Annotated in this window: 19 protein-coding genes and 1 other RNA gene; 4 read left to right on the forward strand and 16 right to left on the reverse strand. The window is 56.9% G+C overall.

The features are described 5' to 3' along the window. Positions 1 to 25: 25 nt before the first annotated feature. The 7 genes from gcvP to AC2FAJ_RS17890 form a co-directional block, all read right to left on the reverse strand. Positions 26 to 2,899, reverse strand: coding sequence for an aminomethyl-transferring glycine dehydrogenase (gcvP, locus tag AC2FAJ_RS17860; RefSeq protein ID WP_028014328.1), 2,874 nt, complete (start codon positions 2,897 to 2,899; stop codon positions 26 to 28). A 118-nt stretch (positions 2,900 to 3,017) separates the two neighbouring features. Beyond that, the gene (gcvH, locus tag AC2FAJ_RS17865; RefSeq protein WP_008499718.1) at positions 3,018 to 3,407 is read right to left on the reverse strand and encodes a glycine cleavage system protein GcvH; all 390 of its coding nucleotides are present in this window, start codon (positions 3,405 to 3,407) and stop codon (positions 3,018 to 3,020) included. A gap of 23 nt (positions 3,408 to 3,430) precedes the next feature. Then, entirely contained in the window at positions 3,431 to 4,525 is a 1,095-nt protein-coding gene (gene gcvT, locus AC2FAJ_RS17870; protein WP_485454370.1) for a glycine cleavage system aminomethyltransferase GcvT, read from the reverse strand. Positions 4,526 to 4,922: 397 nt separating this feature from the next. After that, entirely contained in the window at positions 4,923 to 6,125 is a 1,203-nt protein-coding gene (gene ubiI, locus AC2FAJ_RS17875) for an FAD-dependent 2-octaprenylphenol hydroxylase (RefSeq protein ID WP_485454371.1), read from the reverse strand. Positions 6,126 to 6,137: 12 nt separating this feature from the next. Beyond that, positions 6,138 to 7,316, reverse strand: coding sequence for a 2-octaprenyl-6-methoxyphenyl hydroxylase (ubiH, locus tag AC2FAJ_RS17880; protein WP_041908350.1), 1,179 nt, complete (start codon positions 7,314 to 7,316; stop codon positions 6,138 to 6,140). After that, positions 7,313 to 8,626: a Xaa-Pro aminopeptidase gene (pepP, locus tag AC2FAJ_RS17885; RefSeq protein ID WP_028014332.1), complete on the reverse strand. Its 1,314-nt coding sequence runs from the start codon at positions 8,624 to 8,626 to the stop codon at positions 7,313 to 7,315. The genes ubiH and pepP overlap by 4 nt, the downstream gene beginning before the upstream one ends. 31 nt (positions 8,627 to 8,657) lie before the next feature. Then, positions 8,658 to 9,236: a YecA/YgfB family protein gene (locus AC2FAJ_RS17890; protein ID WP_028014333.1), complete on the reverse strand. Its 579-nt coding sequence runs from the start codon at positions 9,234 to 9,236 to the stop codon at positions 8,658 to 8,660. Positions 9,237 to 9,403: 167 nt separating this feature from the next. Here AC2FAJ_RS17890 and zapA point away from each other — a divergent pair, with 167 nt between their 5' ends. From zapA to AC2FAJ_RS17905, 3 genes are all read left to right on the forward strand, one after another. Beyond that, positions 9,404 to 9,733 (forward strand): cell division protein ZapA, encoded by a 330-nt coding sequence (gene zapA, locus AC2FAJ_RS17895; protein WP_006811891.1) that lies wholly within the window; start codon positions 9,404 to 9,406, stop codon positions 9,731 to 9,733. Between the two features lie 41 nt (positions 9,734 to 9,774). Further along, positions 9,775 to 9,958, forward strand: a non-coding RNA gene (ssrS, locus tag AC2FAJ_RS17900) — 6S RNA. Between the two features lie 24 nt (positions 9,959 to 9,982). Beyond that, positions 9,983 to 10,579, forward strand: a complete 597-nt coding sequence (locus AC2FAJ_RS17905) for a 5-formyltetrahydrofolate cyclo-ligase (RefSeq protein ID WP_041908348.1) — start codon at positions 9,983 to 9,985, stop codon at positions 10,577 to 10,579. 96 nt (positions 10,580 to 10,675) lie between these two features. Here the strand turns inward: AC2FAJ_RS17905 and serA are convergent, their stop codons facing one another. Both serA and rpiA read right to left on the reverse strand, forming a co-directional pair. Beyond that, the gene (gene serA, locus AC2FAJ_RS17910) at positions 10,676 to 11,908 is read right to left on the reverse strand and encodes a phosphoglycerate dehydrogenase (protein ID WP_041908347.1); all 1,233 of its coding nucleotides are present in this window, start codon (positions 11,906 to 11,908) and stop codon (positions 10,676 to 10,678) included. A 266-nt stretch (positions 11,909 to 12,174) separates the two neighbouring features. Further along, the gene (gene rpiA, locus AC2FAJ_RS17915) at positions 12,175 to 12,834 is read right to left on the reverse strand and encodes a ribose-5-phosphate isomerase RpiA (protein ID WP_003860091.1); all 660 of its coding nucleotides are present in this window, start codon (positions 12,832 to 12,834) and stop codon (positions 12,175 to 12,177) included. 127 nt (positions 12,835 to 12,961) lie between these two features. Here rpiA and argP point away from each other — a divergent pair, with 127 nt between their 5' ends. Next, entirely contained in the window at positions 12,962 to 13,855 is an 894-nt protein-coding gene (gene argP / locus AC2FAJ_RS17920; RefSeq protein ID WP_003860089.1) for a DNA-binding transcriptional regulator ArgP, read from the forward strand. A 43-nt stretch (positions 13,856 to 13,898) separates the two neighbouring features. On the opposite strand, the gene AC2FAJ_RS17925 is transcribed toward argP, so the two are convergent. The 7 genes from AC2FAJ_RS17925 to tkt all read right to left on the reverse strand — a co-directional run bounded on the left by AC2FAJ_RS17925 (position 13,899) and on the right by tkt (position 22,266). Further along, positions 13,899 to 14,630 (reverse strand): oxidative stress defense protein, encoded by a 732-nt coding sequence (locus tag AC2FAJ_RS17925; RefSeq protein WP_028014336.1) that lies wholly within the window; start codon positions 14,628 to 14,630, stop codon positions 13,899 to 13,901. Between the two features lie 92 nt (positions 14,631 to 14,722). Further along, a complete protein-coding gene (argO, locus tag AC2FAJ_RS17930; protein ID WP_485454372.1) occupies positions 14,723 to 15,358 on the reverse strand; it encodes an arginine exporter ArgO in 636 nt (211 codons plus the stop codon). Between the two features lie 145 nt (positions 15,359 to 15,503). Further along, complete coding sequence (gene mscS / locus AC2FAJ_RS17935; protein ID WP_003860082.1) at positions 15,504 to 16,358, reverse strand: small-conductance mechanosensitive channel MscS; 855 nt, start codon at positions 16,356 to 16,358, stop codon at positions 15,504 to 15,506. A 186-nt stretch (positions 16,359 to 16,544) separates the two neighbouring features. After that, positions 16,545 to 17,624: a class II fructose-bisphosphate aldolase gene (fbaA, locus tag AC2FAJ_RS17940; protein WP_041908346.1), complete on the reverse strand. Its 1,080-nt coding sequence runs from the start codon at positions 17,622 to 17,624 to the stop codon at positions 16,545 to 16,547. Positions 17,625 to 17,716: 92 nt separating this feature from the next. Further along, positions 17,717 to 18,880: a phosphoglycerate kinase gene (gene pgk, locus AC2FAJ_RS17945; RefSeq protein ID WP_485454373.1), complete on the reverse strand. Its 1,164-nt coding sequence runs from the start codon at positions 18,878 to 18,880 to the stop codon at positions 17,717 to 17,719. Between the two features lie 49 nt (positions 18,881 to 18,929). Then, complete coding sequence (gene epd, locus AC2FAJ_RS17950) at positions 18,930 to 19,949, reverse strand: erythrose-4-phosphate dehydrogenase (RefSeq protein WP_199886717.1); 1,020 nt, start codon at positions 19,947 to 19,949, stop codon at positions 18,930 to 18,932. Between the two features lie 325 nt (positions 19,950 to 20,274). Beyond that, complete coding sequence (tkt, locus tag AC2FAJ_RS17955) at positions 20,275 to 22,266, reverse strand: transketolase (protein ID WP_485454374.1); 1,992 nt, start codon at positions 22,264 to 22,266, stop codon at positions 20,275 to 20,277. Between the last annotated feature and the right edge of the window lie 143 nt (positions 22,267 to 22,409).

Genomic DNA, 22,409 nt, shown 5'->3' on the forward strand with positions numbered 1-22,409 from the left:
ACCCGGCCTACAGTATGGCAAATAATTACTGGTATTCGCTCATCGGCACGCAGGAGCAGAACAGATTACGGTCGCCGTAAACGTCATCAAGACGCTTCACGGTCGGCCAGTATTTGTTTGCCACGCCTGCCGGGAAGACGGCCAGTTCGCGGGAGTAACCGTGGTTCCACTCTGCCACCATCTCGTGCTGGGTATGCGGGGCGTTGACCAGCGGGTTATCTTCCAGCGTCCATTCGCCGTCCTGCACGCGGTCGATCTCCATTCGGATGGCCAGCATCGCGTCGATAAAGCGGTCCAGCTCGGCTTTGCTTTCAGACTCGGTCGGCTCCACCATCAGCGTCCCCGCAACCGGGAACGACATGGTTGGCGCGTGGAAGCCGTAGTCGATCAGACGCTTGGCGATATCCAGCTCGCTGATGCCGGTCTGCTCTTTCAGCGGACGAATATCCAGAATGCACTCGTGCGCCACGCGACCGTCGCGGCCGGTATAGAGCACCGGGAAGGCAGACTTCAGGCGAGTCGCAATGTAGTTGGCGTTCAGAATAGCCACCTGGCTCGCCTGCTTCAGCCCTTCCGCGCCCATCATGCGGATGTACATCCAGCTGATTGGCAGAATTGATGCGCTGCCGAACGGGGCCGCAGAGACCGCGCCCTGACGGGTCAGCATGCCTTCAATCTGCACCACGCTGTGCCCCGGCACAAACGGCGCCAGGTGCGCTTTCACGCCGATTGGTCCCATGCCCGGGCCGCCACCGCCGTGCGGAATGCAGAAGGTTTTATGCAGGTTCAGGTGCGACACGTCCGCGCCGATAAAGCCCGGAGAGGTAATGCCCACCTGAGCGTTCATGTTCGCGCCGTCGAGGTATACCTGACCGCCAAACTGGTGCACCACTTCGCACACTTCACGGATGGTCTCTTCGTACACGCCGTGGGTGGACGGGTAGGTCACCATGATGCAGGAGAGCTTGTCGCCCGCCTGCTCGGCTTTCGCACGCAGGTCGGCCAAATCGATGTTGCCGTTCTTATCGCACGCGACCACCACCACTTCCATGCCCGCCATCTGGGCTGAGGCCGGGTTGGTGCCGTGGGCGGAGCTTGGGATCAGGCAGATATCGCGGTGACCTTCGTTACGGCTTTCGTGATAGTGACGGATCGCCAGCAAGCCCGCGTATTCACCCTGCGCGCCGGAGTTCGGCTGCATGCAGAGCGCGTCGTAACCGGTCAGCTTCACCAGCCAGTCTGAAAGCTGGTTGATCATCATGTGATAGCCTTCCGCCTGTTCTGGCGGGCAGAACGGGTGCAGTTCGGAGAATTCAGGCCAGGTAATCGGGATCATCTCTGCCGCGGCGTTCAGCTTCATGGTGCAGGAGCCCAGCGGGATCATCGCCTGGTTCAGCGCCAGATCCTTGCGCTCCAGAGAGTGCATATAGCGCATCATCTCGGTTTCGCTGTGATAGCGATTGAACACCGGGTGAGTCAGGATCGCGTCATTGCGCAGCATGCTTTCCTGAATGGAGCGGCTGTCGAGCGCGACCTCTTTGTCGAGCGTATCAACGTCCAGACCGTGTGCGTCGCCCAGCAACACGCTGAACAGGCTCAGGATATCGTCGCGAGTGGTGCTTTCATCCAGCGTAATGCCGACCGCGTTGTGGATGTCGCTGCGCAGGTTGATTTCTGCTGCATTCGCGCGCGCCAGCACGGCGGCTTTGTCTGCCACTTCCACGCACAGGGTGTCGAAGTAGTGCGCGTGGCGCAGCTTGAGGCCCTTCTGCTGCAGGCCGCAGGCCAGAATATCGGCCAGGCGGTGAATGCGGCTGGCAATGCGCTTCAGGCCAGCCGGACCGTGGAATACCGCATACAGGCTGGCGATGTTTGCCAGCAGTACCTGGGAAGTACAGATGTTGGAGTTCGCTTTCTCGCGGCGGATATGCTGCTCGCGGGTCTGCATCGCCATGCGCAACGCGGTATTACCGGCAGCATCTTTTGACACGCCAATGATACGGCCTGGCATGGAGCGTTTGAATTCATCTTTCGCGCCGAAGAACGCCGCGTGCGGGCCGCCGTAGCCCATCGGCACGCCGAAGCGCTGCGCGGAGCCGAATACAATATCCGCGCCCTGTTTGCCCGGCGCCGTCAGCAGCACCAGCGCCATAAAATCGGCGGCAACGCTGACAACCACTTTGCGGGATTTCAGCTCGGCAATCAGCGCGCCGTAGTCGTGAACTTCGCCGGTGGTACCCACCTGCTGCAGCAGCACGCCGAAGACGTCCTGGTGATCCAGCACTTTGTCGGCGTCGTCGACGATCACCTCAAAGCCGAAGGTTTCTGCACGGGTGCGCACCACGTCCAGCGTCTGCGGATGCACGTCCGCCGCCACGAAGAAGCGGTTAGCATTTTTCAGCTTGCTCACGCGTTTTGCCATCGCCATCGCTTCGGCAGCGGCGGTCGCTTCATCCAGCAGAGAGGCGGAAGCGATATCCATACCGGTCAGATCCAGCGTCACCTGCTGGAAGTTCAGCAGCGCTTCCAGACGCCCCTGGGAGACTTCTGGCTGATAAGGGGTGTAAGCGGTGTACCAGCCCGGGTTTTCCAGCATGTTGCGCAGGATAACCGGCGGTAACTGCACGTTGGTGTAGCCCATGCCAATGTAAGACTTATAGCGCTTGTTGAGGCCTGCAATAGCCTTCAGCTCCGCCAGCGCGGCGAACTCCGTGGTGGCTTCCCCTACCTGAGGCGGCGTGGCAAGCTGGATGTCTTTTGGCACAATCTGGCCGATCAGTGCGTCTAATGAATCCGCGCCAACCGTCTTCAGCATCTCCTGCTGTTGCTGAGCATCCGGCCCAATGTGACGTTCAATGAAGGCGCCACGGTTTTCAAGCTGGCTTAAAGTCTGTGTCATGAGCGATGGTTCCTGATACGTGCAGTGAATCGTAGTTATCTGTAACGCTGTTGCCCGGTGGCGCTACCGCTTACCGGGCCCTGTAAGCCGGATAAGCGCAGCGCCATCCGGCACAACGTTATTCGTCTTCCAGTAGTGCTTCGTACGCGGTTGCATCCAGCAGCGCGGCAACTTGCGATTCGTCGCTGGCTTTGATCTTGAAGATCCAGCCGCCTTCATACGGCTCGCTGTTGACCAGCTCTGGCGAGTCGCTCAGCGCGTCGTTGACCGCAACAATCTCACCGCTTACCGGTGCGTAGATGTCAGACGCCGCTTTTACGGACTCCGCCACGGCGCAGTCGTCGCCCGCGCTAACGGTCGTGCCCACGTCAGGCAGGTCGACAAACACCATGTCGCCCAGCAGCTCCTGCGCGTGCTCGGTGATCCCGACGGTGTAAGTGCCGTCCGCCTCTTTGCGCAGCCACTCGTGTTCTTTGCTGTATTTCAGTTCTGCTGGCACATTGCTCATTGAAGTTCTCCTGATAAAAATGATTAGGCGACCGGCTTACCGGCGCGAACAAAAATCGGTTTGGTCACGTGGACCGGCATTTCGCGGTTGCGGATTTGCACCACCGCCGTTTCGCCAATGCCCGCTGGCACGCGTGCCAGTGCAATACTGTAGCCCAGCGTCGGGGAGAAGGTACCGCTGGTGATCACGCCTTCGCGATGATTGCCGTCAGCATCGGTAAAGCGCACCGGCAGCTCGCCGCGCAGCACGCCTTTTTCCTTCATCACCAGTCCCACCAGCTGTTCGGTGCCCTTCTCGCGCTGCATCTCCAGCGCTTCACGGCCAATAAAGTCACGGTCAGCCGGTTCCCACGCGATGGTCCAGCCCATGTTGGCCACCAGCGGAGAGACGCCTTCATCCATTTCCTGACCGTAGAGGTTCATGCCCGCTTCCAGACGCAGCGTATCGCGCGCGCCCAGACCCGCAGGCTTCACGCCCGCCTCTACCAGCGCACGCCAGAAATCGGCGGCCTTCTCGTTCGGCATCGCAATTTCGTAGCCCGCTTCACCGGTGTAGCCGGTGGTGGCGATAAACAGATCCCCCGCCTGCACGCCGAAGAACGGCTTCATGCCTTCGGTGGCGGTGCGCTGCTCGTCGTTAAAGAGAGAGGCGGCTTTTGCCTGCGCGTTTGGTCCCTGCACGGCGATCAGCGACAGATCGTCACGGACGGTGATGTCGACGGCGTAGGGTTCGGCGTGTTGGGTGATCCAGGAGAGGTCTTTTTCGCGGGTGGCGGAGTTTACAACGAGGCGGAAGAAATCTTCGGTGAAGTAGTAGACGATAAGGTCGTCAATCACGCCGCCCGAGGCATTTAGCATGCCGGTATAGAGCGCTTTACCCGGCGTCTTCAGTTTGGCGACGTCGTTTGCCAGCAGATAACGCAAAAACTCCCGGGTGCGGCTACCGCGCAGATCGACAATCGTCATGTGGGACACGTCGAACATACCGGCATCGGTGCGCACCGCGTGGTGCTCATCTATCTGCGAGCCGTAGTGCAGCGGCATCATCCAGCCATGGAAGTCCACCATGCGGGCGCCGCATAACACGTGCTGTTCGTACAAAGGAGTTTGTTGAGCCATCTTGTCCTCGTTGAAAAATTCACCGTGAAACTCGGTATCGGCCTCGTTCCCGAATGCCGACGCAAACGTTCTCTTTTACCTGAACTTACCACCGAAACCGGCGGTTAACCATAAGGTAAAACGGGTCATCACATTAGCTTATGACCAAAAAACGCTGAAAAGCCTACAGAGTTATTCACTGGAAAAATGCGATTAACCCCGCACAAAATTAACAATGATCTAACAGGATTTAGCACATGGTGATATTTCATGCGGAAAAACGGGCCGAATTTCCGTCACGTATAAATCACGACATGAGAATAACTAATGCGAAAAATGGCGTGGAATTAGAATATTTCAAACGAGGGGATTTCCCCGACGCAGAGGCCGGGAAAATAAAGTGTGACGGGGATCGAGGTTAGCGTAACCAGTCGGGAAGATCGTTAAGACCCATTGCCTGACGAAGAAGTTGAGGTTTGACGCCGGGAAGGGTGTCGGCCAGCTTGAGGCCGATATCGCGCAGCAGTTTTTTCGCCGGATTTGCCCCGGCAAACAGCTCGCGGAAGCCCTGCATTCCTGCCAGCATCATCGCCGCACTGTGCTTGCGGCTGCGCTCGTAGCGACGCAGATACAGATGCTGGCCGATATCTTTACCTTCACGGTGCAGGCGACGCAGTTCTTCCACCAGTTCCGCCGCGTCCATAAAGCCGAGGTTAACACCCTGCCCGGCCAGCGGATGAATGGTATGGGCCGCATCCCCCACCAGTGCCAGGCGGTGCGCCGCAAACTGACGCGCGTAGCGGCCGGTTAACGGGAATACCTGACGCTCGCTTTCAAGCGTGCACAGGCCAAGGCGGTTATCAAACGCCACGCACAGCGCCTGGTTAAAGGCCTCCGGCGTCGCATCCTGCATCTGCTGCGCTTTCTCCGGCACCAGGGACCAGACTATCGAGCACAGGTGCGGATCGGCAAGCGGCAGGAACGCCAGTATGCCGTCGTTGTGGAAAATCTGCCGCGCAACGCCGCCGTGCGGCTCTTCGGTGCGGATCGTTGCCACCATCGCATGATGGCGGTAATCCCAGTACGTTAGCGGGATATCAGCCTTGTTGCGCAGCCAGGAGTTAGCGCCGTCGGCACCGACCACCAGACGCGCGGTCAGCATGTCGCCGCTTTGCAGGGTGATAAACGCCTCGTTTTCGCCCCATGCCACCTGCTGGATCTGCGCAGGCGCAACCAGCGTCACGTCGCTGCACTGCTCTGCTTTCTGCCACAGCGCGTGGTGGATCACCGCGTTTTCAACGATATGCCCCAGATGGCTATAGCCCATGCTTTCATCATCAAAGGCAATATGGCCAAAGCTGTCTTTGTCCCACACTTCCATGCCGTGATAGCAGCTGGCGCGCTGGGCGACGATATCTGACCAGACGCCGAGACGCGTCAAAAGCTTTTCGCTGGCCGCGTTAATCGCCGACACGCGGAGTTCCGGCGGAGCATCTGATGCGACAGGCTGGGGCTGCTTTTGCTCCAGCACGGCCACGCGCAGGCCGCTGCCCTGTAATCCACAGGCCAGCGCCAGCCCAACCATTCCGCCGCCAACGATGGCAACATCAACATTTTGCACAGTGATAACTCCTTAACGCGCGACCCAACCCAGGGTCCGCTGCGCCAGCACGTCACGTGCCGGAATGAACAGTTCCATCGCCATCAGCCCGAGGTTGCGGCCAACAACCAGCGGCGCCCAGCGATTGGCAAAGAGATGGACTAAACCATCGGTGACGCCAATTGTCGCCTCTTTATCGGCCTGACGTCGCGTCTGGTAATGGCTTAGCACCGGGTATGCGCCACAGTCTTTTTGTTCGCTCCACGCCTGCGAAAGCGTTTCGGCCAGGCTCATCACATCCCGCAGGCCAAGGTTAAAGCCCTGTCCGGCGATGGGGTGGAGGGTTTGCGCCGCGTTGCCGACCAGCGCCACGCGGTGAGAAACAGACTGTGATGCCGTGGTTAACGACAGCGGATAGACCGCACGTTTCCCGGCATGGGTAATACGCCCCAGCCGCCAGCCAAAGGCTTTCTGCAGCTCGGTACAAAAACGTTCGTCGGACCAGGATTTAACCTCTTCGGCCTTTTCCTGCGGGTGGCACCAGACCAGCGAGCAGCGCCCGCCCGTCATCGGCAGCATCGCCAGCGGGCCGTGCTGGGTGAAGCGCTCAAACGCCCGGCCGTTGTGTTCTGCTGCGGTCGAGACGTTCGCGATGACCGCGACCTGCCCGTAAGGCTGCTGCCGCCACTCTACGCCGCACTGGGTGCCGAGCGCCGAGCGCGACCCGTCAGCCGCCACCAGAAGCTGTCCGTCAAGCACGGTGCCATTGTCCAGCGTTACGCTGACCGCGTCTTCACTGCGGGTGAAGCTGGCAACGCGTGCCGGGCAGTGCAGCGTGACGCCCGGCGCGTCCTGCAACAGGCGGAACAGGCGCAGGCCAATATCGTGCAGTTCAACGACCTGACCCAGCGCGTCAATACGGTAATCATGGGCATCCAGCGTCACAAACCCGGCATGACCGCGATCGCTCACGTGCACGGTATTAATGGCGGTAGCGCAGTCGGCGATGGCCTGCCAGATGCCAATGCGGGATAGCTGCTGGCAGGTGCCCTGCGCCAGAGCAATGGCGCGGGAATCAAACCCAGGGTGATTCTTCGCCTGCGGCGCGACGGCTTCAACCAGATGCACCGGAAGCTGCCCCTTCGTCAAATGCGAGATGGCTAACGCCAGCGTGGCGCCAGTCATGCCGCCGCCAACGATAATCACGCTCATACGCGCGCCGCTGCCATCAGCGCCTCGATATCGTCCGCTTTTTTCACCACGCTCGCGGTCAGGTTTTCGTTGCCGGTTTCGGTGATGACGATGTCGTCTTCAATACGAATGCCAATTCCGCGGTATTCCTCTGGCACGTCGGCATCCGGCGCGATGTACAGGCCCGGCTCGACGGTCAGCACCATGCCCGGTTCAAGCACGCGCGAACGTTCAGGGCCGTACGCGCCCACGTCGTGCACGTCCAGCCCCAGCCAGTGGCTCAGGCCGTGCATAAAGTACGGGCGGTGAGCATTCTCGGTAATCAGGGTGTCGACATCCCCTTTGAGGATCCCAAGCTTAACCAGCCCGGTAATCATGATACGCACCACCTCACCGGTCACTTCCTGAATGGAGGTGCCCGGGCGATACAGCGTCAGCGCCGTCTCGAGTGATTCGAGAACGATGTCATAAATCGCCCGCTGCGCTGGCGAAAACTTGCCGTTCACCGGGAAGGTACGCGTGATGTCGCCCGCGTAGCCCTGATATTCGCAACCAGCGTCAATCAGCACCAGATCGCCGTCGCGCAGCGCGCTTTCGTTTTCGGTGTAGTGCAGAATGCAGCCGTTTTCCCCGCCGCCAACGATGGTGTTGTAGGAGGGATAACGCGCGCCGTGGCGGTTAAATTCGTGGTGAATTTCGCCTTCCAGCTGGTATTCAAACATTCCGGGACGACATTTCTCCATCGCGCGGGTGTGCGCCAGGGCGCTGATTTCGCCCGCACGGCGCAGCACGTTCAGCTCTTCTTCAGATTTGAACAGACGCATCTCGTGCACCACCGGACGCCAGTCCGTGAGGGTGGCGGGCGCGGACAGGTTCTGCCGCGAGCCTTTACGCAGTTTTTCCAGCGCGTTGAAAACAATCTCATCGGCGTAGGCGTATTCGCCCTGCGCGTGGTAGAGCACGTCGAGGCCATTAAGCAGCTGATAGAGCTGCTGGTTGATTTCGCTAAACGCCAGCGCGCGGTCAACGCCCAGCTTTTCCGGGGCGGCCTCTTGCCCTAAGCGGCGGCCAAACCAAATCTCAGCGGTTAAGTCTCGTACGCGGTTGAAAATCACGCTGTGGTTGTGGGTGTCATTGCTCTTAATCAGCACCAGCACCGCTTCCGGCTCGTTGAAGCCGGTGAAGTACCAGAAATCGCTGCTCTGGCGATAGGGGTATTCGCTGTCGGCGCTGCGCGTCACTTCCGGCGCGGCAAAAATCAGCGCCGCGCTTCCCGGCTGCATGTTTGCCAGCAGCGCCTGACGACGGCGCAAATACTCTTGTTGCGAGATAACCATGACACCCTCCTGTGCGTTATTTTTCTTAATGTAAGGTTGGCTTGCGAACTTCCGGCGCGGTCGGCTGCGAGCGCGTAAAGTTGTCGTGGCACAGCAGCGCCGCCACGCGCACGTACTCGATGATCTCTTCGAGGGACATTTCCAGCTCTTCCTGATCTTCCTCTTCATCGTAGCCAAGCTGGGCGATGTTGCGCAGATCGTCAATCGCTTCACCCGCTTCGCCAGTGACTTTATCAAGCTTAGGCTGGGTGACGCCCAGGCCAAGCAGATAGTGGTTTACCCACCCCGCGAGCGCATCGGCGCGATCGAAGACGCTGACATCGTCGCCTTCAGGCAGATAAAGCTGAAAAAGGAAGCCATCGTCTTCCAGCGAATCGCTGGTTGCCGCGTGCATTTTTCGCAGCGCTTCCGCCAGTTCATGGCCAAACGCCAGCCCTTCGTTGGTGAGGTCGTGGATCAGCGGCTGCCATGAGCTGTCGCTGTTTCCGCCGCACAGTATGCCGCTGATCAGACCGTGCATTTCGGCAGGGGTAAGACCGACTCCCTGCTGGTTCAGTAACTGGTTTAAATCCTTGTAACCAGGCATTTCGTTCTGTATAGACATACGCATTCGTCATCAAAGGGAGGATATTCATGATATGCTACCACTTTGGACCCTGGTGATACCAGAAAAGGGCTTGTATCTTCACATCAGGGTAGCTATAGTGTCGCCCCTTCGCAGCCCCCGGGGCAGTAAGCGAAGGCAGCGCAGTCAATCAGCAGGAAGGTGGCATGTCTGCACAACCCGTCGATCTCCAGATTTTTGGCCGTTCACTGCGAGTGAATTGTCCGCCTGAACAAAGGGATGCTTTGAATCAGGCTGCGGACGATTTGAATCAGCGGTTGCAAGATCTAAAAGAACGCACTAGAGTCACAAATACTGAGCAGCTGGTTTTCATCGCCGCGTTGAACATCAGCTATGAACTGACTCAGGAAAAAGCGAAGACCCGCGATTACGCGGCTAGCATGGAGCAGCGCATTAAAATGCTCCAGCAGACCATTGAACAGGCGTTGCTTGATCAAGGTCGCAATCCCGAAAGACCGGGACCAAAGTTTGAATAACACTTCGCAGTTGACTATGGTAGAGTAACTGTGAAGACAAAATTTCTCTGAGATGTTTGCAAGCGGGCCAGTCCCCTGAGCCGATATTTCATACCACAAGAATGTGGCGCTCCATGGTTGGTGAGCATGCTCGGTTCGTCCGAGAAGCCTTAAAACTATGACGACACATTCACCTTGAACCAAGGGTTCAAGGGTTACAGCCTGCGGCGGCATCTCGGAGATTCCCTCTCTCTTCTTCTACCGACTACCATGACTCAATTCCCTGAAGTTTCTGCTTCACGCCAGGACATCCGTCAGCTCATTCGCCAGCGTCGTCGCGCCTTAAGCGTCGAACAACAGGCACACTTTGCGCAGCAGGCCGCCGCCCGCATGATGGCCTATCCGCCCGTGGTGATGGCAAATACCGTCGCGCTCTTTCTCTCGTTTGACGGCGAACTGGACACCCAGCCGCTTATCGACCAGCTCTGGCGCGCCGGGAAAAAAGTTTACCTGCCGGTACTGCATCCGTTCAGCCGGGGCAATCTGCTGTTTCTGCACTACCATCCGCACAGCGAGCTGGTGGTGAATCGTCTGAAAATCACCGAGCCGAAACTCGACGTGCGCGACGTACTCCCGCTGTCCGAGCTGGACGTGCTGATTACGCCGCTGGTGGCGTTTGATGAGCAGGGACAGCGCTTAGGCATGGGCGGGGGGTTCTATGACCGAACGCTGCAAAACTGGCAGCAGTACAGGCTGCAGCCGGTAGGCTACGCGCATGATTGTCAGTGCGTGGAGGCGTTGCCGGTGGAGAAATGGGATGTGCCGCTGCCGGCGGTGGTAACGCCAGGTAAAACGTGGCTTTGGTAGCATAAAGCCGGGTGGCGCTTACGCTTACCCGGCCTACAAAAGCTCAACGTAGGTCGGGTAAGGCGTAGCCGCCACCCGACACCACAGACCGCACCATCAGTACAGCAGGCGCGCGCGAATCGTCCCCGGAATGGCCTTCATGCTCTGCAGCGCTTTCTCAGCAACATCTTCATCGGCTTCAATATCGATAACCACATAACCCATCTGCGAGTTGGTTTGCAGATACTGGGCGGCAATGTTAACGCTCTGCTCGGCAAAAATCTGGTTGATGGCGGTCAGCACGCCAGGACGGTTTTCGTGGATGTGCAGCAGACGACGACCGCCGTGCAGCGGCAGAGACACTTCCGGGAAGTTCACCGCAGAAAGCGTTGAACCGTTGTCGGAATATTTGCTCAGCTTACCCGCCACTTCCAGACCGATATTCTCCTGCGCTTCCTGAGTAGAACCGCCGATGTGCGGCGTCAGGATCACGTTGTCGAATTCGCACAGCGGAGAGTTAAACGGATCGCTGTTGGTGGCCGGTTCCGTCGGGAACACGTCGATGGCCGCCCCCGCCAGATGCTTACGCTTCAGCGCATCGCACAGCGCAGGGATATCGACCACCGTACCACGCGCGGCGTTGATCAGCAGAGATCCCGGCTTCATCAGCGCCAGCTCTTCCGCGCCCATCATATTTTTGGTGGAGGCGTTTTCCGGCACGTGCAGGCTGACCACGTCGCTCATGTTCAGCAGGTCAGAAAGATGCTGTACCTGCGTCGCGTTACCCAGCGGCAGCTTGCTTTCGATATCGTAGAAGTAGACGTGCATCCCCAGCGATTCCGCCAGGATCCCCAGTTGGGTACCGATGTGGCCGTAGCCGATGATACCCAGTTTTTTACCACGGGCTTCGTATGAGCCCGCGGCCAGTTTGTTCCACACGCCGCGGTGCGCTTTGGCGTTAGCTTCCGGGATACCGCGCAGCAGCAGCAGCAGCTCGCCAATCACCAGCTCCGCCACGGAACGGGTGTTAGAGAACGGGGCGTTAAAGACCGGGATACCGCGTTTTGCGGCAGCGTTCAGGTCGACCTGGTTGGTGCCGATGCAGAAACAGCCAATAGCAACCAGCTTTTCTGCCGCGGCAATCACGTCTTCAGTCAGGTGGGTACGGGATCGCAGGCCAATGAAGTGGGCATCACGGATGGCGGCTTTCAGCTCTTCCGTGTCCAGCGCGCCTTTGTGAAATTCGATGTTGGTGTAACCCGCCGCACGAAGGCTATCAAGCGCTTTCTGATGCACGCCCTCGACCAGCAGGAATTTAATCTTGTCTTTCTCCAGTGATACCTTTGCCATTTCCCCGACCCTGTTTTTATCTGAACTGATGTTGTGCTGGATTGAAATCCGCTGTAGCCAACATATCAAAAAAAACTATTGCAGCAATATGAACGTTTGCGTCGGCACTCTGAAGAAAAGTCATACAGGGCAAAATGACAGAGTAAAATGCTGAGGAAATTTACAAACGTGGCAGGATCGGCAAAAGAGGCGGAAAAGCGTGACACAAGTCACCAAATTTAGCTTTTCAAAAATTTTTTAGCGGGGGGAGCACTCCCCCCGTCAGATCATTTTACGATGGTTTTCACACCGTCAGCCGTACCGATCAGCGCCACATCCGCGCCGCGGTTGGCAAATAATCCTACGGTGACGACGCCTGGAATGCCGTTGATGGCGTTTTCCAGCGCAATCGCGTCGAGAATCTCCAGACCGTGAACATCGAGGATGACGTTACCGTTGTCGGTGACCACGCCCTGACGGTATTCCGGACGGCCGCCCAGCTTCACCAGCTGACGGGCAACCGCACTGCGCGCCATCGGGATCACTTCAACCGGCAGCGGGAAATTACCCAGAATGTCGACCTGCTTGGAGGCATCCGCGATGCAGATGAACTTGTCCGCCACGGAGGCGATGATCTTTTCACGGGTCAGCGCCGCGCCGCCGCCTTTGATCATCTGCATATGGCCGTTGATTTCATCCGCGCCATCAACGTAAATGCCCAGACGATCCACTTCGTTGAGATCGAAAACGGTAATGCCGAGGCTTTTCAGCTTTTCCGTGGACGCATCGGAGCTGGAAACCGCGCCCTCGATCTGCCCCTTCATCGTGCCCAGTGCATCGATAAAGTGCGCCGCCGTTGACCCCGTACCAACACCGACAATGGTCCCTGGCTGTACGTACTGGAGAGCGGCCCATCCTACTGCTTTTTTCAGTTCATCCTGCGTCATGATCGTTTTGCCTGTGGTGTGAAAACTCAGGGCGCATTATAGAACACGTCGAATGGAATTCGTCTGCCAGGAAGGGAAAATTGTGTCATAGTGCAGATTAAGCAAAATTTAGGAGCCAGCCAGAGCAATGAAACGTCCGGACTACAGAACACTACAGGCACTTGATGCAGTTATTCGTGAACGCGGCTTTGAGCGCGCAGCGCAAAAGCTGTGCATCACCCAGTCCGCCGTATCACAGCGTATCAAACAGCTTGAAAACATGTTCGGGCAGCCGCTGCTGGTGCGTACCGTGCCGCCGCGCCCAACGGAGCAAGGGCAAAAGCTTCTCGCCCTGCTGCGTCAGGTTGAACTGCTGGAAGACGAGTGGCTGGGTGACGAACAAACGGGTTCCACGCCGCTGCTGCTCTCGCTGGCGGTGAACGCCGACAGTCTGGCGACCTGGCTGCTGCCGGCCCTTGCGCCGGTGCTGGCCGACTCCCCTATCCGCCTGAATCTTCAGGTCGAAGATGAAACCCGCACCCAGGAGCGCCTGCGTCGCGGCGAAGTGGTTGGGGCGGTCAGTATCCAGCCTCAGGCCCTGCCAAGCTGTCTTGTCGATCAGCTGGGCGCGCTCGATTACCTGTTTGTCGGTTCAAAAGCTTTTGCGGAGCGCTACTTCCCGAATGGCGTCACCCGCGCCGCGCTGCTGAAAGCCCCTGCCGTGGCGTTCGACCATCTGGACGATATGCACCAGGCGTTTTTGCAGCAAAACTTCGATCTGCCGCCGGGCAGCGTGCCGTGTCATATCGTTAACTCGTCCGAAGCCTTTGTGCAGCTGGCGCGTCAGGGCACCACCTGCTGCATGATCCCGCATTTACAGATTGAGAAAGAGTTGAAAAGCGGCGAGCTGATTGACCTGACGCCGGGGCTGTATCAGCGCCGGATGCTGTACTGGCACCGTTTTGCGCCAGAAAGCCGCATGATGCGCAACGTCACCGACGCGCTGCTGGCGTTTGGGCATAAGGTGTTGAGGCAGGATTAAATTGAAAAGCCGGGTGGCTGCTACGCCTTACCCGGCCTATTGATTATTGTGCAGGTTTCGGCTGTGCTGCAACGGGTTCCAGCTGGAACACCACATCAACCTGATCGTCGAACTGAATCGTTGGCTGCTCGTAGGTTTCCTGAGCAGAAACCGGCGCGGCGTCCGCCTTCATCATCCGAACCATCGGGCTTGGCTGGTAGTTAGAGACGTGGTAACGCACGCTGTATACCGGGCCAAGCTTGCTCTTGAAGCCAGACGCCAGCTGTTCCGCCTGATGAATGGCATCATCAATCGCCGCTTTACGCGCTTCGTCTTTGTATTTCTCCGGTTGCGCAACGCCCAGTGAGACGGAACGGATTTCGTTCAGTCCGGCCTTCAACGCGCCGTCCAGCAGAGAGTTCAGCTTGTCCAGCTGACGCACGGTCACTTCCACAGTGCGCACGGCGCGATAGCCTTTCAGGATACTTTTGCCGTTCTGGTAGTCGTAATCGGGCTGGGTACGCAGGTTCGCAGAGCTGATGTCTTTTTTAGCAACACCGTTCTGTTCCAGGAAAGAGAGATATTGCGCAACACGATCGTCTGCCTGTTTTTTGGCGGAAGCGGCATCTTTCGCCGCCACATTCACTTCAATTGCCAGGGTTGCAACATCCGGTACCGCGTCCACGCTTGCGGTGCCTGACGTGACGATGTGCGGGCCATCCGGCAGTTCACTTGCCTGCGCCGACACTGCACCGAAACTTACTAATGCCGCGAGGGCCATCACTTTAAACTTCACTGTCATTCCTCCATGTTGCGAAGAGTGCCCTAACAACAGGGCTCATGCCAGCAAGCTTAGCGGGTCTTGCTCAGTTGTCCATAAGACAAGGATTAGTTGAACAATTCCTGGACGTGGTGAATGCCCTCTTTTGCCAGCTGAAAAGCAATGAACCACATCACCAGGCCCACCAGGGTATTAATAATGCGCTGGGCTTTGGCAGTCCGCAGACGAGGCGCCAGCCATGCCGCCAGAATGGCGAGACCGAAGAACCAGAGGAAAGAGGCGCTAACCGTGCCGAGCGCAAACCAGCGTTTCGGCTCAACGTCCAGCTGTCCGCCCAGGCTGCCCAGCACTATGAAGGTGTCGAGGTAGACGTGCGGATTTAGCCAGGTGACCGCCAGCATGGTGACGATAATCTTCCAGCGGCCCTGCTTCATGACTTCCGCGCTCGCCAGTTCGAGGTTGCTGCTCATCGCCGTTTTCAGGGCACCGAATCCGTACCACAGCAGAAACGCCACGCCACCCCAGGTCACCAGCGCCAGCAGCCAGGGGGACTGCATCAGCAGCGCGCTGCCGCCAAAAATGCCGGCGCAAATCAGCAGCAGATCGCTCACCGCGCACAGCAGGGCAATCATCAGATGATACTGGCGGCGAATGCCCTGATTCATTACGAAGGCGTTTTGCGGGCCGAGGGGTAAAATCATGGCCGCACCTAAGGCAAGCCCTTGAAAATAATAAGATAGCATGACGATTTTCTCGCAGTGTTGTTCTGGAGGCTGACTATACTGCGCGAATCACATTAGAGGAAATGGATAATATTAATTGGGTATTAGCGGAGCTTATGAAAGTAAAGCCCGGTGGCGCGAGCGCTTACCGGGCCTACGGGTGACGTTATTCTGCTTCTTTGACTTTTTTGACGTTTACGTCCATCTGCGGGTAAGGGAAGCTGATGCCGTTGGCGTCGAAATCGCGCTTGATGCGCTCCAGCACATCCCAGTAAACGTTTTGCAGATCGCTGCTTTTGCTCCAGATACGCACCACGAAGTTAATAGAGGAAGCACCCAGTTCGTTCAGGCGAACCGTCTGCTCGCGGTCCTTCAGAATGCGGTCGTCAGAGGCGATGATATTCGCGATCAGCGACTTCACCTGATCGATATCGGAATCATACGCCACGCTGATGATGAGCTCGTTACGACGCACCGGCTCGCGGGAGAAGTTAATGATATTGCCCGCAATGATTTTCCCGTTCGGTACCACCACAATACGACCATCGACGGTACGCAGGGTGGTAGAGAAAATCTGTACCTGCAACACGGTACCGGCGATGCCGCCAAGGTCAACATATTCACCGGAACGGAACGGACGGAAAGTCACCAGCAGTACGCCCGCCGCCAGGTTTGAAAGCGAGCCCTGCAGTGCCAGACCAATGGCCAGACCGGCGGCACCGAGAACGGCAATCACGGAGGCGGTTTGCACCCCAACACGGCCCAGCGCGGCAATCAGCGTGAAGGCGATAATGCCGTAGCGCACCAGTGCGGAGAGGAAGTCAGCCACCGTGGCGTCAATGTGTCGTGCGACCATCACACGGTTGACGGCGTTCGACACGATACGCGCCACGATCATCCCGACGATGATGATGGCAATCGCCGCGACAATGTTCACGGCATAGCTCAGCAGCAGGGCCTGGTTGCGCACCAGCCAGTTACCGGCGTTATTGATGCTGTCTACAACATCGAGTTGTTCCATTTATTCTTCCTTTTGTTAAACCAAAACACAAAATCCATCCCCCATGGAGACAGGCAGGTCAGTAAAGGGTAAACAAAAAGCACCGGCTTTGCCAAACAGATCACAAAAACAGGTCTGACAGGGTATTGAAAAAGCATAAAAAAAGGCCCGCATTTGCGGGCCTTCTGATGCTGTCAGCAGCTCAAATTACAGAACGTCGATTGCGTTCAGTTCTTTGAAAGCCTGCTCCAGACGGGTCACCATGGACGTCTGAGCAGCGCGCAGCCATACGCGTGGATCGTAGTATTTCTTGTTCGGCTGGTCTTCGCCTTTCGGGTTGCCCAGCTGGCCCTGCAGGTAAGCTTCGTTCGCTTTGTAGTACTGCAGGATACCGTCCCAGGTTGCCCACTGGGTGTCGGTATCGATGTTCATTTTCACTACGCCGTAGCTTACGGAGTCTTTGATTTCCTGAGCAGAAGAACCGGAACCGCCGTGGAAGACGAAGTTCAGGCTGTTGTGCGGCAGGTTGTGTTTCTTAGACACGTATTCCTGAGAATCACGCAGGATGGTCGGGGTCAGAACCACGTTACCTGGCTTATAAACGCCGTGCACGTTACCGAAGGACGCTGCAATGGTGAAGCGCGGGCTGATTTTGCTCAGCTCGGTGTAAGCGTAATCAACGTCTTCTGGCTGGGTGTACAGGGCAGAAGCGTCCATGTGGCTGTTGTCCACGCCGTCTTCTTCACCACCGGTGCAGCCCAGTTCGATTTCCAGGGTCATGCCCATTTTGGCCATGCGTGCCAGGTACTTAGAGCAGATCTCGATGTTTTCTTCCAGAGACTCTTCGGACAGGTCGATCATGTGAGAAGAGAACAGTGGCTTACCGGTTGCCGCGAAGTGTTTTTCACCCGCGTCCAGCAGACCGTCGATCCACGGCAGCAGTTTCTTCGCGCAGTGGTCAGTGTGCAGGATAACTGGAACACCGTAGTGTTCAGCCATCTGGTGTACGTGGTGCGCACCAGAGATAGCGCCCAGGATGGCAGCACCCTGAGGAATGTCAGTTTTCACGCCTTTACCAGCGATGAACGCAGCGCCGCCGTTAGAGAACTGAACGATAACCGGTGCTTTAACTTTAGCAGCAGTTTCCAGTACGGCGTTGATGGAGTCGGTACCCACGCAGTTAACTGCTGGCAGAGCGAAGTTGTTTTCTTTAGCTACCTGGAACACTTTCTGTACGTCATCACCAGTGATAACGCCAGGTTTTACGAAATCAAAAATTTTAGACATGTTGCTTAGTCCTGTATCTTCGGCCGTTAGAAAAGGTGCGAGCTCTTAAAAGCGCGCTGAAAATTGGGCAGGTTTCCCTGCCCTTGAATGGCTTACTTCTTAGCGCGCTCTTCGAGCATTGCTACTGCTGGCAGTACTTTGCCTTCCACGAATTCGAGGAATGCGCCGCCACCAGTGGAGATGTAGGAGATCTTGTCAGCGATATCGAACAGGTCGATTGCTGCCAGGGTGTCACCACCGCCTGCGATAGAGAACGCTTCGCTGTCTGCGATTGCGTTAGCCACGATTTCAGTCCCTTTGCGGAAGTTCGGGAATTCGAACACGCCAACAGGACCGTTCCACAGGATAGTTTTTGCGTTTTTCAGGATTTCAGCCAGTTTCTGTGCAGAAACGTCGCCCAGGTCCAGAATCTGCTCTTCGTCTTTGATGTCGTTTACAGATTTCAGGGTCGCGGTTGCGGTTTCGGAGAACTCGGTCGCCACGCGAACGTCAGTTGGAACCGGGATATCACAGGTACCCAGCAGGCGTTTGGCTTCGTCAACCAGGTCTGCTTCGTAGAGGGATTTACCCACGTTGTGGCCCTGAGCGGCAACGAAGGTGTTCGCGATACCACCGCCCACGATCAGCTGGTCAGCGATTTTAGACAGGGAATCCAGAACGGTCAGTTTGGTAGACACTTTAGAACCACCAACGATAGCGACCATTGGGCGAGCAGGTTCTTTCAGTGCTTTACCCAGTGCTTCCAGTTCGTCAGCCAGCAGAGGACCCGCACACGCGACGTCTGCGAATTTACCGATACCGTGGGTAGATGCCTGCGCACGGTGCGCAGTACCGAATGCATCCATCACGAATACGTCGCACAGTGCAGCGTATTTTTTGGACAGGGTTTCGTCGTCTTTCTTTTCGCCTTTGTTGAAGCGAACGTTTTCCAGAACAACCAGCTCACCTTCGGCAACGTCTACGCCGTCCAGGTAATCTTTCACCAGGCGAACCGGGTTGGACAGTTTGTCTTTCAGGTAATTAACAACCGGCAGCAGAGAGAACTCTTCGTTGTACTCGCCTTCAGTTGGACGGCCCAGGTGGGAGGTGACCATCACTTTAGCGCCCTGCTTCAGAGCCAGTTCAATGGTTGGCAGAGATGCACGGATACGCGCGTCGCTGGTCACTTTGCCATCTTTAACCGGTACGTTCAGATCGGCACGGATGAAAACGCGTTTACCTGCCAGATCCAGATCGGTCATCTTAATTACAGACATGGTGAATCCTCTCGTTGATTCTTAAAGTTTTGCAAGCGCAAGGTGCGCTCTACCTGAAACCTTTTGCGGCCATGGCTAACGTGGTGTCGAGCATTCGGTTAGCAAAGCCCCATTCGTTATCACACCAGACCAGCGTCTTGATAAGGTGCGCACCACTGACTCGCGTCTGCGTGCCATCCACGATGGCGCTGTGCGGGTCGTGGTTAAAATCTACTGAGACCAACGGTAATTCCGTATAGTCAACTATACCATGAAATGCTCCCTGTGCCGCTTTTTGCAGCAACAGGTTGACTTCACAGGCTTTTACCGGTTTTTTCACCGTCACGCTGAGGTCGATTGCGGTGACGTTTATCGTCGGAACACGCACGGCAATCGCTTCGAAACGGTCATTAAACTGCGGGAAAATTCGGGTGATCCCTGCAGCCAGTTTCGTGTCCACCGGGATGATTGACTGGCTCGCCGCGCGAGTGCGTCGTAAATCCGGGTGATAGGCGTCGATAACCTGCTGATCGTGCATGGCGGAATGAATCGTAGTTACGGTGCCGGATTCAATGCCATACGCATCGTCTAACAGTTTGATGACCGGAATAATGCAGTTGGTGGTGCAGGAGGCGTTGGAAACAATGCGGTGTTCGGCTTGCAGCTCTTGCTGGTTGACGCCAAACACGACGGTCGCGTCGAGGTCGTTACTTCCGGGATGAGAAAACAGGACTTTTTTCGCGCCTGCTGTCAGATGCGCTTCGCCGTGTTCGCGGTTGCCATACACACCGGTACAGTCAAGCACGACATCCACACCCAGTTCACGCCAGGGTAGCCCGGAAATGCTGTTCTCATGCAGCACACGAATAGCGTCATCACCCACAAAAAGCTGATCTCTTTCCTGGCGCACATCCCAGGCGAAGCGTCCGTGGCTGGTGTCATACTTCAATAAATGCGCCATGCCCGCAGCATCCGCCAGTTCATTGATTGCCACCACGGTGATTTCCGCCCGACGTCCGGATTCATACAAAGCACGAACCACATTACGCCCGATGCGACCGAAGCCATTAATCGCTACGCGTACGGTCATAGATCTCCTGCAAAGCAATCCCTGAGTTTGAGGTGGCTGAAAGAGTAATCCAGCGACGCCCGAAGGGGAATCTTTGCTATCACAAACTGCGATTGATTGGTCAATTGTCGAACATTTAATCGACTGAAACGCTTCAGCAAGAATAAGCGAATCGGGGAATAAAAGGAATGTCTGTCCAGATGAATAAGCGAGCTATATGACTTGCGTCACATTTTCGTTGGAATAATGACGCAAAAAAAGCCGGGTAAGCGCTAGCGCTTACCCGGCCTACTTTCGAGCCATTTATAGGCCCGGTCAGCGTAAGCGCCACCGGGCAAAACGGCGATTACAGCAATTCTTTCGCCTTAGCGACCACGTTCTCAACGGTGAAGCCGAACTCTTCGAACAGCTGTTCTGCCGGAGCAGACTCACCGAAGGTGGTCATACCGACGATAGCGCCGTTCAGACCCACGTATTTGAACCAGTAGTCAGCAATACCCGCTTCCACCGCCACGCGAGCGGAAACCGCTTTAGGCAGTACGGATTCACGGTAAGCCGCATCCTGCTTGTCGAACGCATCGGTAGACGGCATGGAGACCACGCGCGCCTTCACGCCTTCGGCAGTCAGTTTTTCCCATGCAGCTACAGCCAGTTCAACTTCAGAACCGGTCGCGATGAAGATCAGCTCAGGCTGGCCCGCGCAATCTTTCAGCACGTAGCCACCGCGGGCGATGTTCGCCAGTTGCTCAGGGGTACGCTCCTGCTGCGCCAGGTTCTGACGGGAGAGGATCAGAGCGGTCGGGCCGTCCTGACGCTCAACGCCGTATTTCCACGCCACCGCAGATTCAACCTGGTCACATGGACGCCAGGTGCTCATGTTCGGGGTTAAACGCACGGAAGCTACCTGCTCTACCGGCTGGTGAGTTGGACCATCTTCGCCCAGACCGATGGAGTCATGGGTGTAGACCATCACCTGACGCTGTTTCATCAGCGCAGCCATACGCACGGCGTTACGTGCATATTCCACGAACATCAGGAAGGTAGAGGTGTATGGCAGGAAACCACCGTGCAGAGCGATACCGTTCGCGATAGCGGTCATACCGAACTCACGTACACCGTAATGGATGTAGTTACCGGCAGTGTCTTCGTTGATTGGCTTAGAACCAGACCACAGGGTCAGGTTAGAAGGCGCCAGGTCAGCGGAGCCGCCCAGGAATTCTGGAAGCAGCGGACCGAACGCTTCAATCGCATTCTGAGATGCTTTACGGCTGGCGATTTTAGACGGGTTCGCCTGCAGCTTCGCGATGAATTCGTTGGCTTTCGCGTCGAAGTCAGACGGCATATCGCCTTTCATACGACGGGTGAATTCAGCCGCTTCCTGTGGGAACGCCTTCGCATAGGCAGCGAATTTCTCGTTCCAGGCCGCTTCTTTCGCCTGGCCCACTTCTTTAGCATCCCACTGAGCATAGATCTCAGACGGGATTTCGAAGGCAGGGTGTTTCCAGCCCAGTGCTTCACGGGTCAGTGCGATTTCCGCGTCGCCCAGCGGTGCGCCGTGGGAGTCATGGGTGCCCGCTTTGTTCGGAGAACCGAAGCCGATGATGGTTTTGCACATCAGCAGGGACGGTTTGTCGGTGACTGCGCGAGCTTCTTCTACTGCACGTTTAATCGAGTCAGCATCGTGGCCATCAACACCACGCACAACGTGCCAGCCGTAGGCTTCGAAACGTGCGGCGGTGTCGTCGGTGAACCAGCCTTCAACGTGACCGTCGATGGAGATACCGTTGTCGTCGTAGAACGCCACCAGTTTGCCCAGCTTCAGGGTACCAGCCAGGGAGCACACTTCGTGAGAAATGCCTTCCATCATGCAGCCGTCGCCCAGGAAAGCGTAGGTGAAGTGGTCAACGATATCATGGCCAGGACGGTTGAACTGCGCCGCCAGGGTCTTCTCGGCAATCGCCATACCCACAGCGTTAGCAATACCCTGCCCCAGCGGACCGGTGGTGGTTTCTACGCCAGCGGTGTAGCCCACTTCCGGGTGACCTGGAGTTTTGGAGTGCAGCTGACGGAAGTTTTTCAGCTCTTCGATTGGCAGATCGTAGCCGGTGAGGTGCAGCAGGCTGTAGATCAGCATAGAGCCGTGGCCGTTAGACAGCACGAAACGGTCGCGGTCAGCCCATGCCGGGTTCTGCGGGTTGTGGTTAAGGAAATCACGCCACAGGACTTCGGCGATATCAGCCATACCCATAGGGGCACCCGGGTGGCCGGATTTGGCTTTCTGTACTGCGTCCATGCTCAGCGCACGAATAGCATTAGCAAGCTCTTTACGTGAGGACATTTTAACTCCAGATCGGACTGTTAAAGGCCATGCCCTTGACGACAGCGCGTTTTGGGCTACGCCGGAAAAAAGTGCCAACAATGTAACCCAAGCCGCAGGGCATGTACATGGACCATTCTTTTGCAGCTTAAGAAATCTCTGGA

Source organism: Enterobacter cloacae complex sp. 385G4 (assembly GCF_057320665.1).

Coding starts and splice junctions, on each gene's coding strand:
- gcvP (WP_028014328.1), bottom strand. CDS start 2,899: ATGACACAGACTTTAAGCCAGCTTGAAAACCGTGGCGCCTTCATTGAA.
- gcvH (WP_008499718.1), bottom strand. CDS start 3,407: ATGAGCAATGTGCCAGCAGAACTGAAATACAGCAAAGAACACGAGTGG.
- gcvT (WP_485454370.1), bottom strand. CDS start 4,525: ATGGCTCAACAAACTCCTTTGTACGAACAGCACGTGTTATGCGGCGCC.
- ubiH (WP_041908350.1), bottom strand. CDS start 7,316: ATGAGCGTGATTATCGTTGGCGGCGGCATGACTGGCGCCACGCTGGCG.
- AC2FAJ_RS17890 (WP_028014333.1), bottom strand. CDS start 9,236: ATGTCTATACAGAACGAAATGCCTGGTTACAAGGATTTAAACCAGTTA.
- zapA (WP_006811891.1), top strand. CDS start 9,404: ATGTCTGCACAACCCGTCGATCTCCAGATTTTTGGCCGTTCACTGCGA.
- AC2FAJ_RS17905 (WP_041908348.1), top strand. CDS start 9,983: ATGACTCAATTCCCTGAAGTTTCTGCTTCACGCCAGGACATCCGTCAG.
- serA (WP_041908347.1), bottom strand. CDS start 11,908: ATGGCAAAGGTATCACTGGAGAAAGACAAGATTAAATTCCTGCTGGTC.
- rpiA (WP_003860091.1), bottom strand. CDS start 12,834: ATGACGCAGGATGAACTGAAAAAAGCAGTAGGATGGGCCGCTCTCCAG.
- argP (WP_003860089.1), top strand. CDS start 12,962: ATGAAACGTCCGGACTACAGAACACTACAGGCACTTGATGCAGTTATT.
- argO (WP_485454372.1), bottom strand. CDS start 15,358: ATGCTATCTTATTATTTTCAAGGGCTTGCCTTAGGTGCGGCCATGATT.
- mscS (WP_003860082.1), bottom strand. CDS start 16,358: ATGGAACAACTCGATGTTGTAGACAGCATCAATAACGCCGGTAACTGG.
- fbaA (WP_041908346.1), bottom strand. CDS start 17,624: ATGTCTAAAATTTTTGATTTCGTAAAACCTGGCGTTATCACTGGTGAT.
- pgk (WP_485454373.1), bottom strand. CDS start 18,880: ATGTCTGTAATTAAGATGACCGATCTGGATCTGGCAGGTAAACGCGTT.
- epd (WP_199886717.1), bottom strand. CDS start 19,949: ATGACCGTACGCGTAGCGATTAATGGCTTCGGTCGCATCGGGCGTAAT.
- tkt (WP_485454374.1), bottom strand. CDS start 22,266: ATGTCCTCACGTAAAGAGCTTGCTAATGCTATTCGTGCGCTGAGCATG.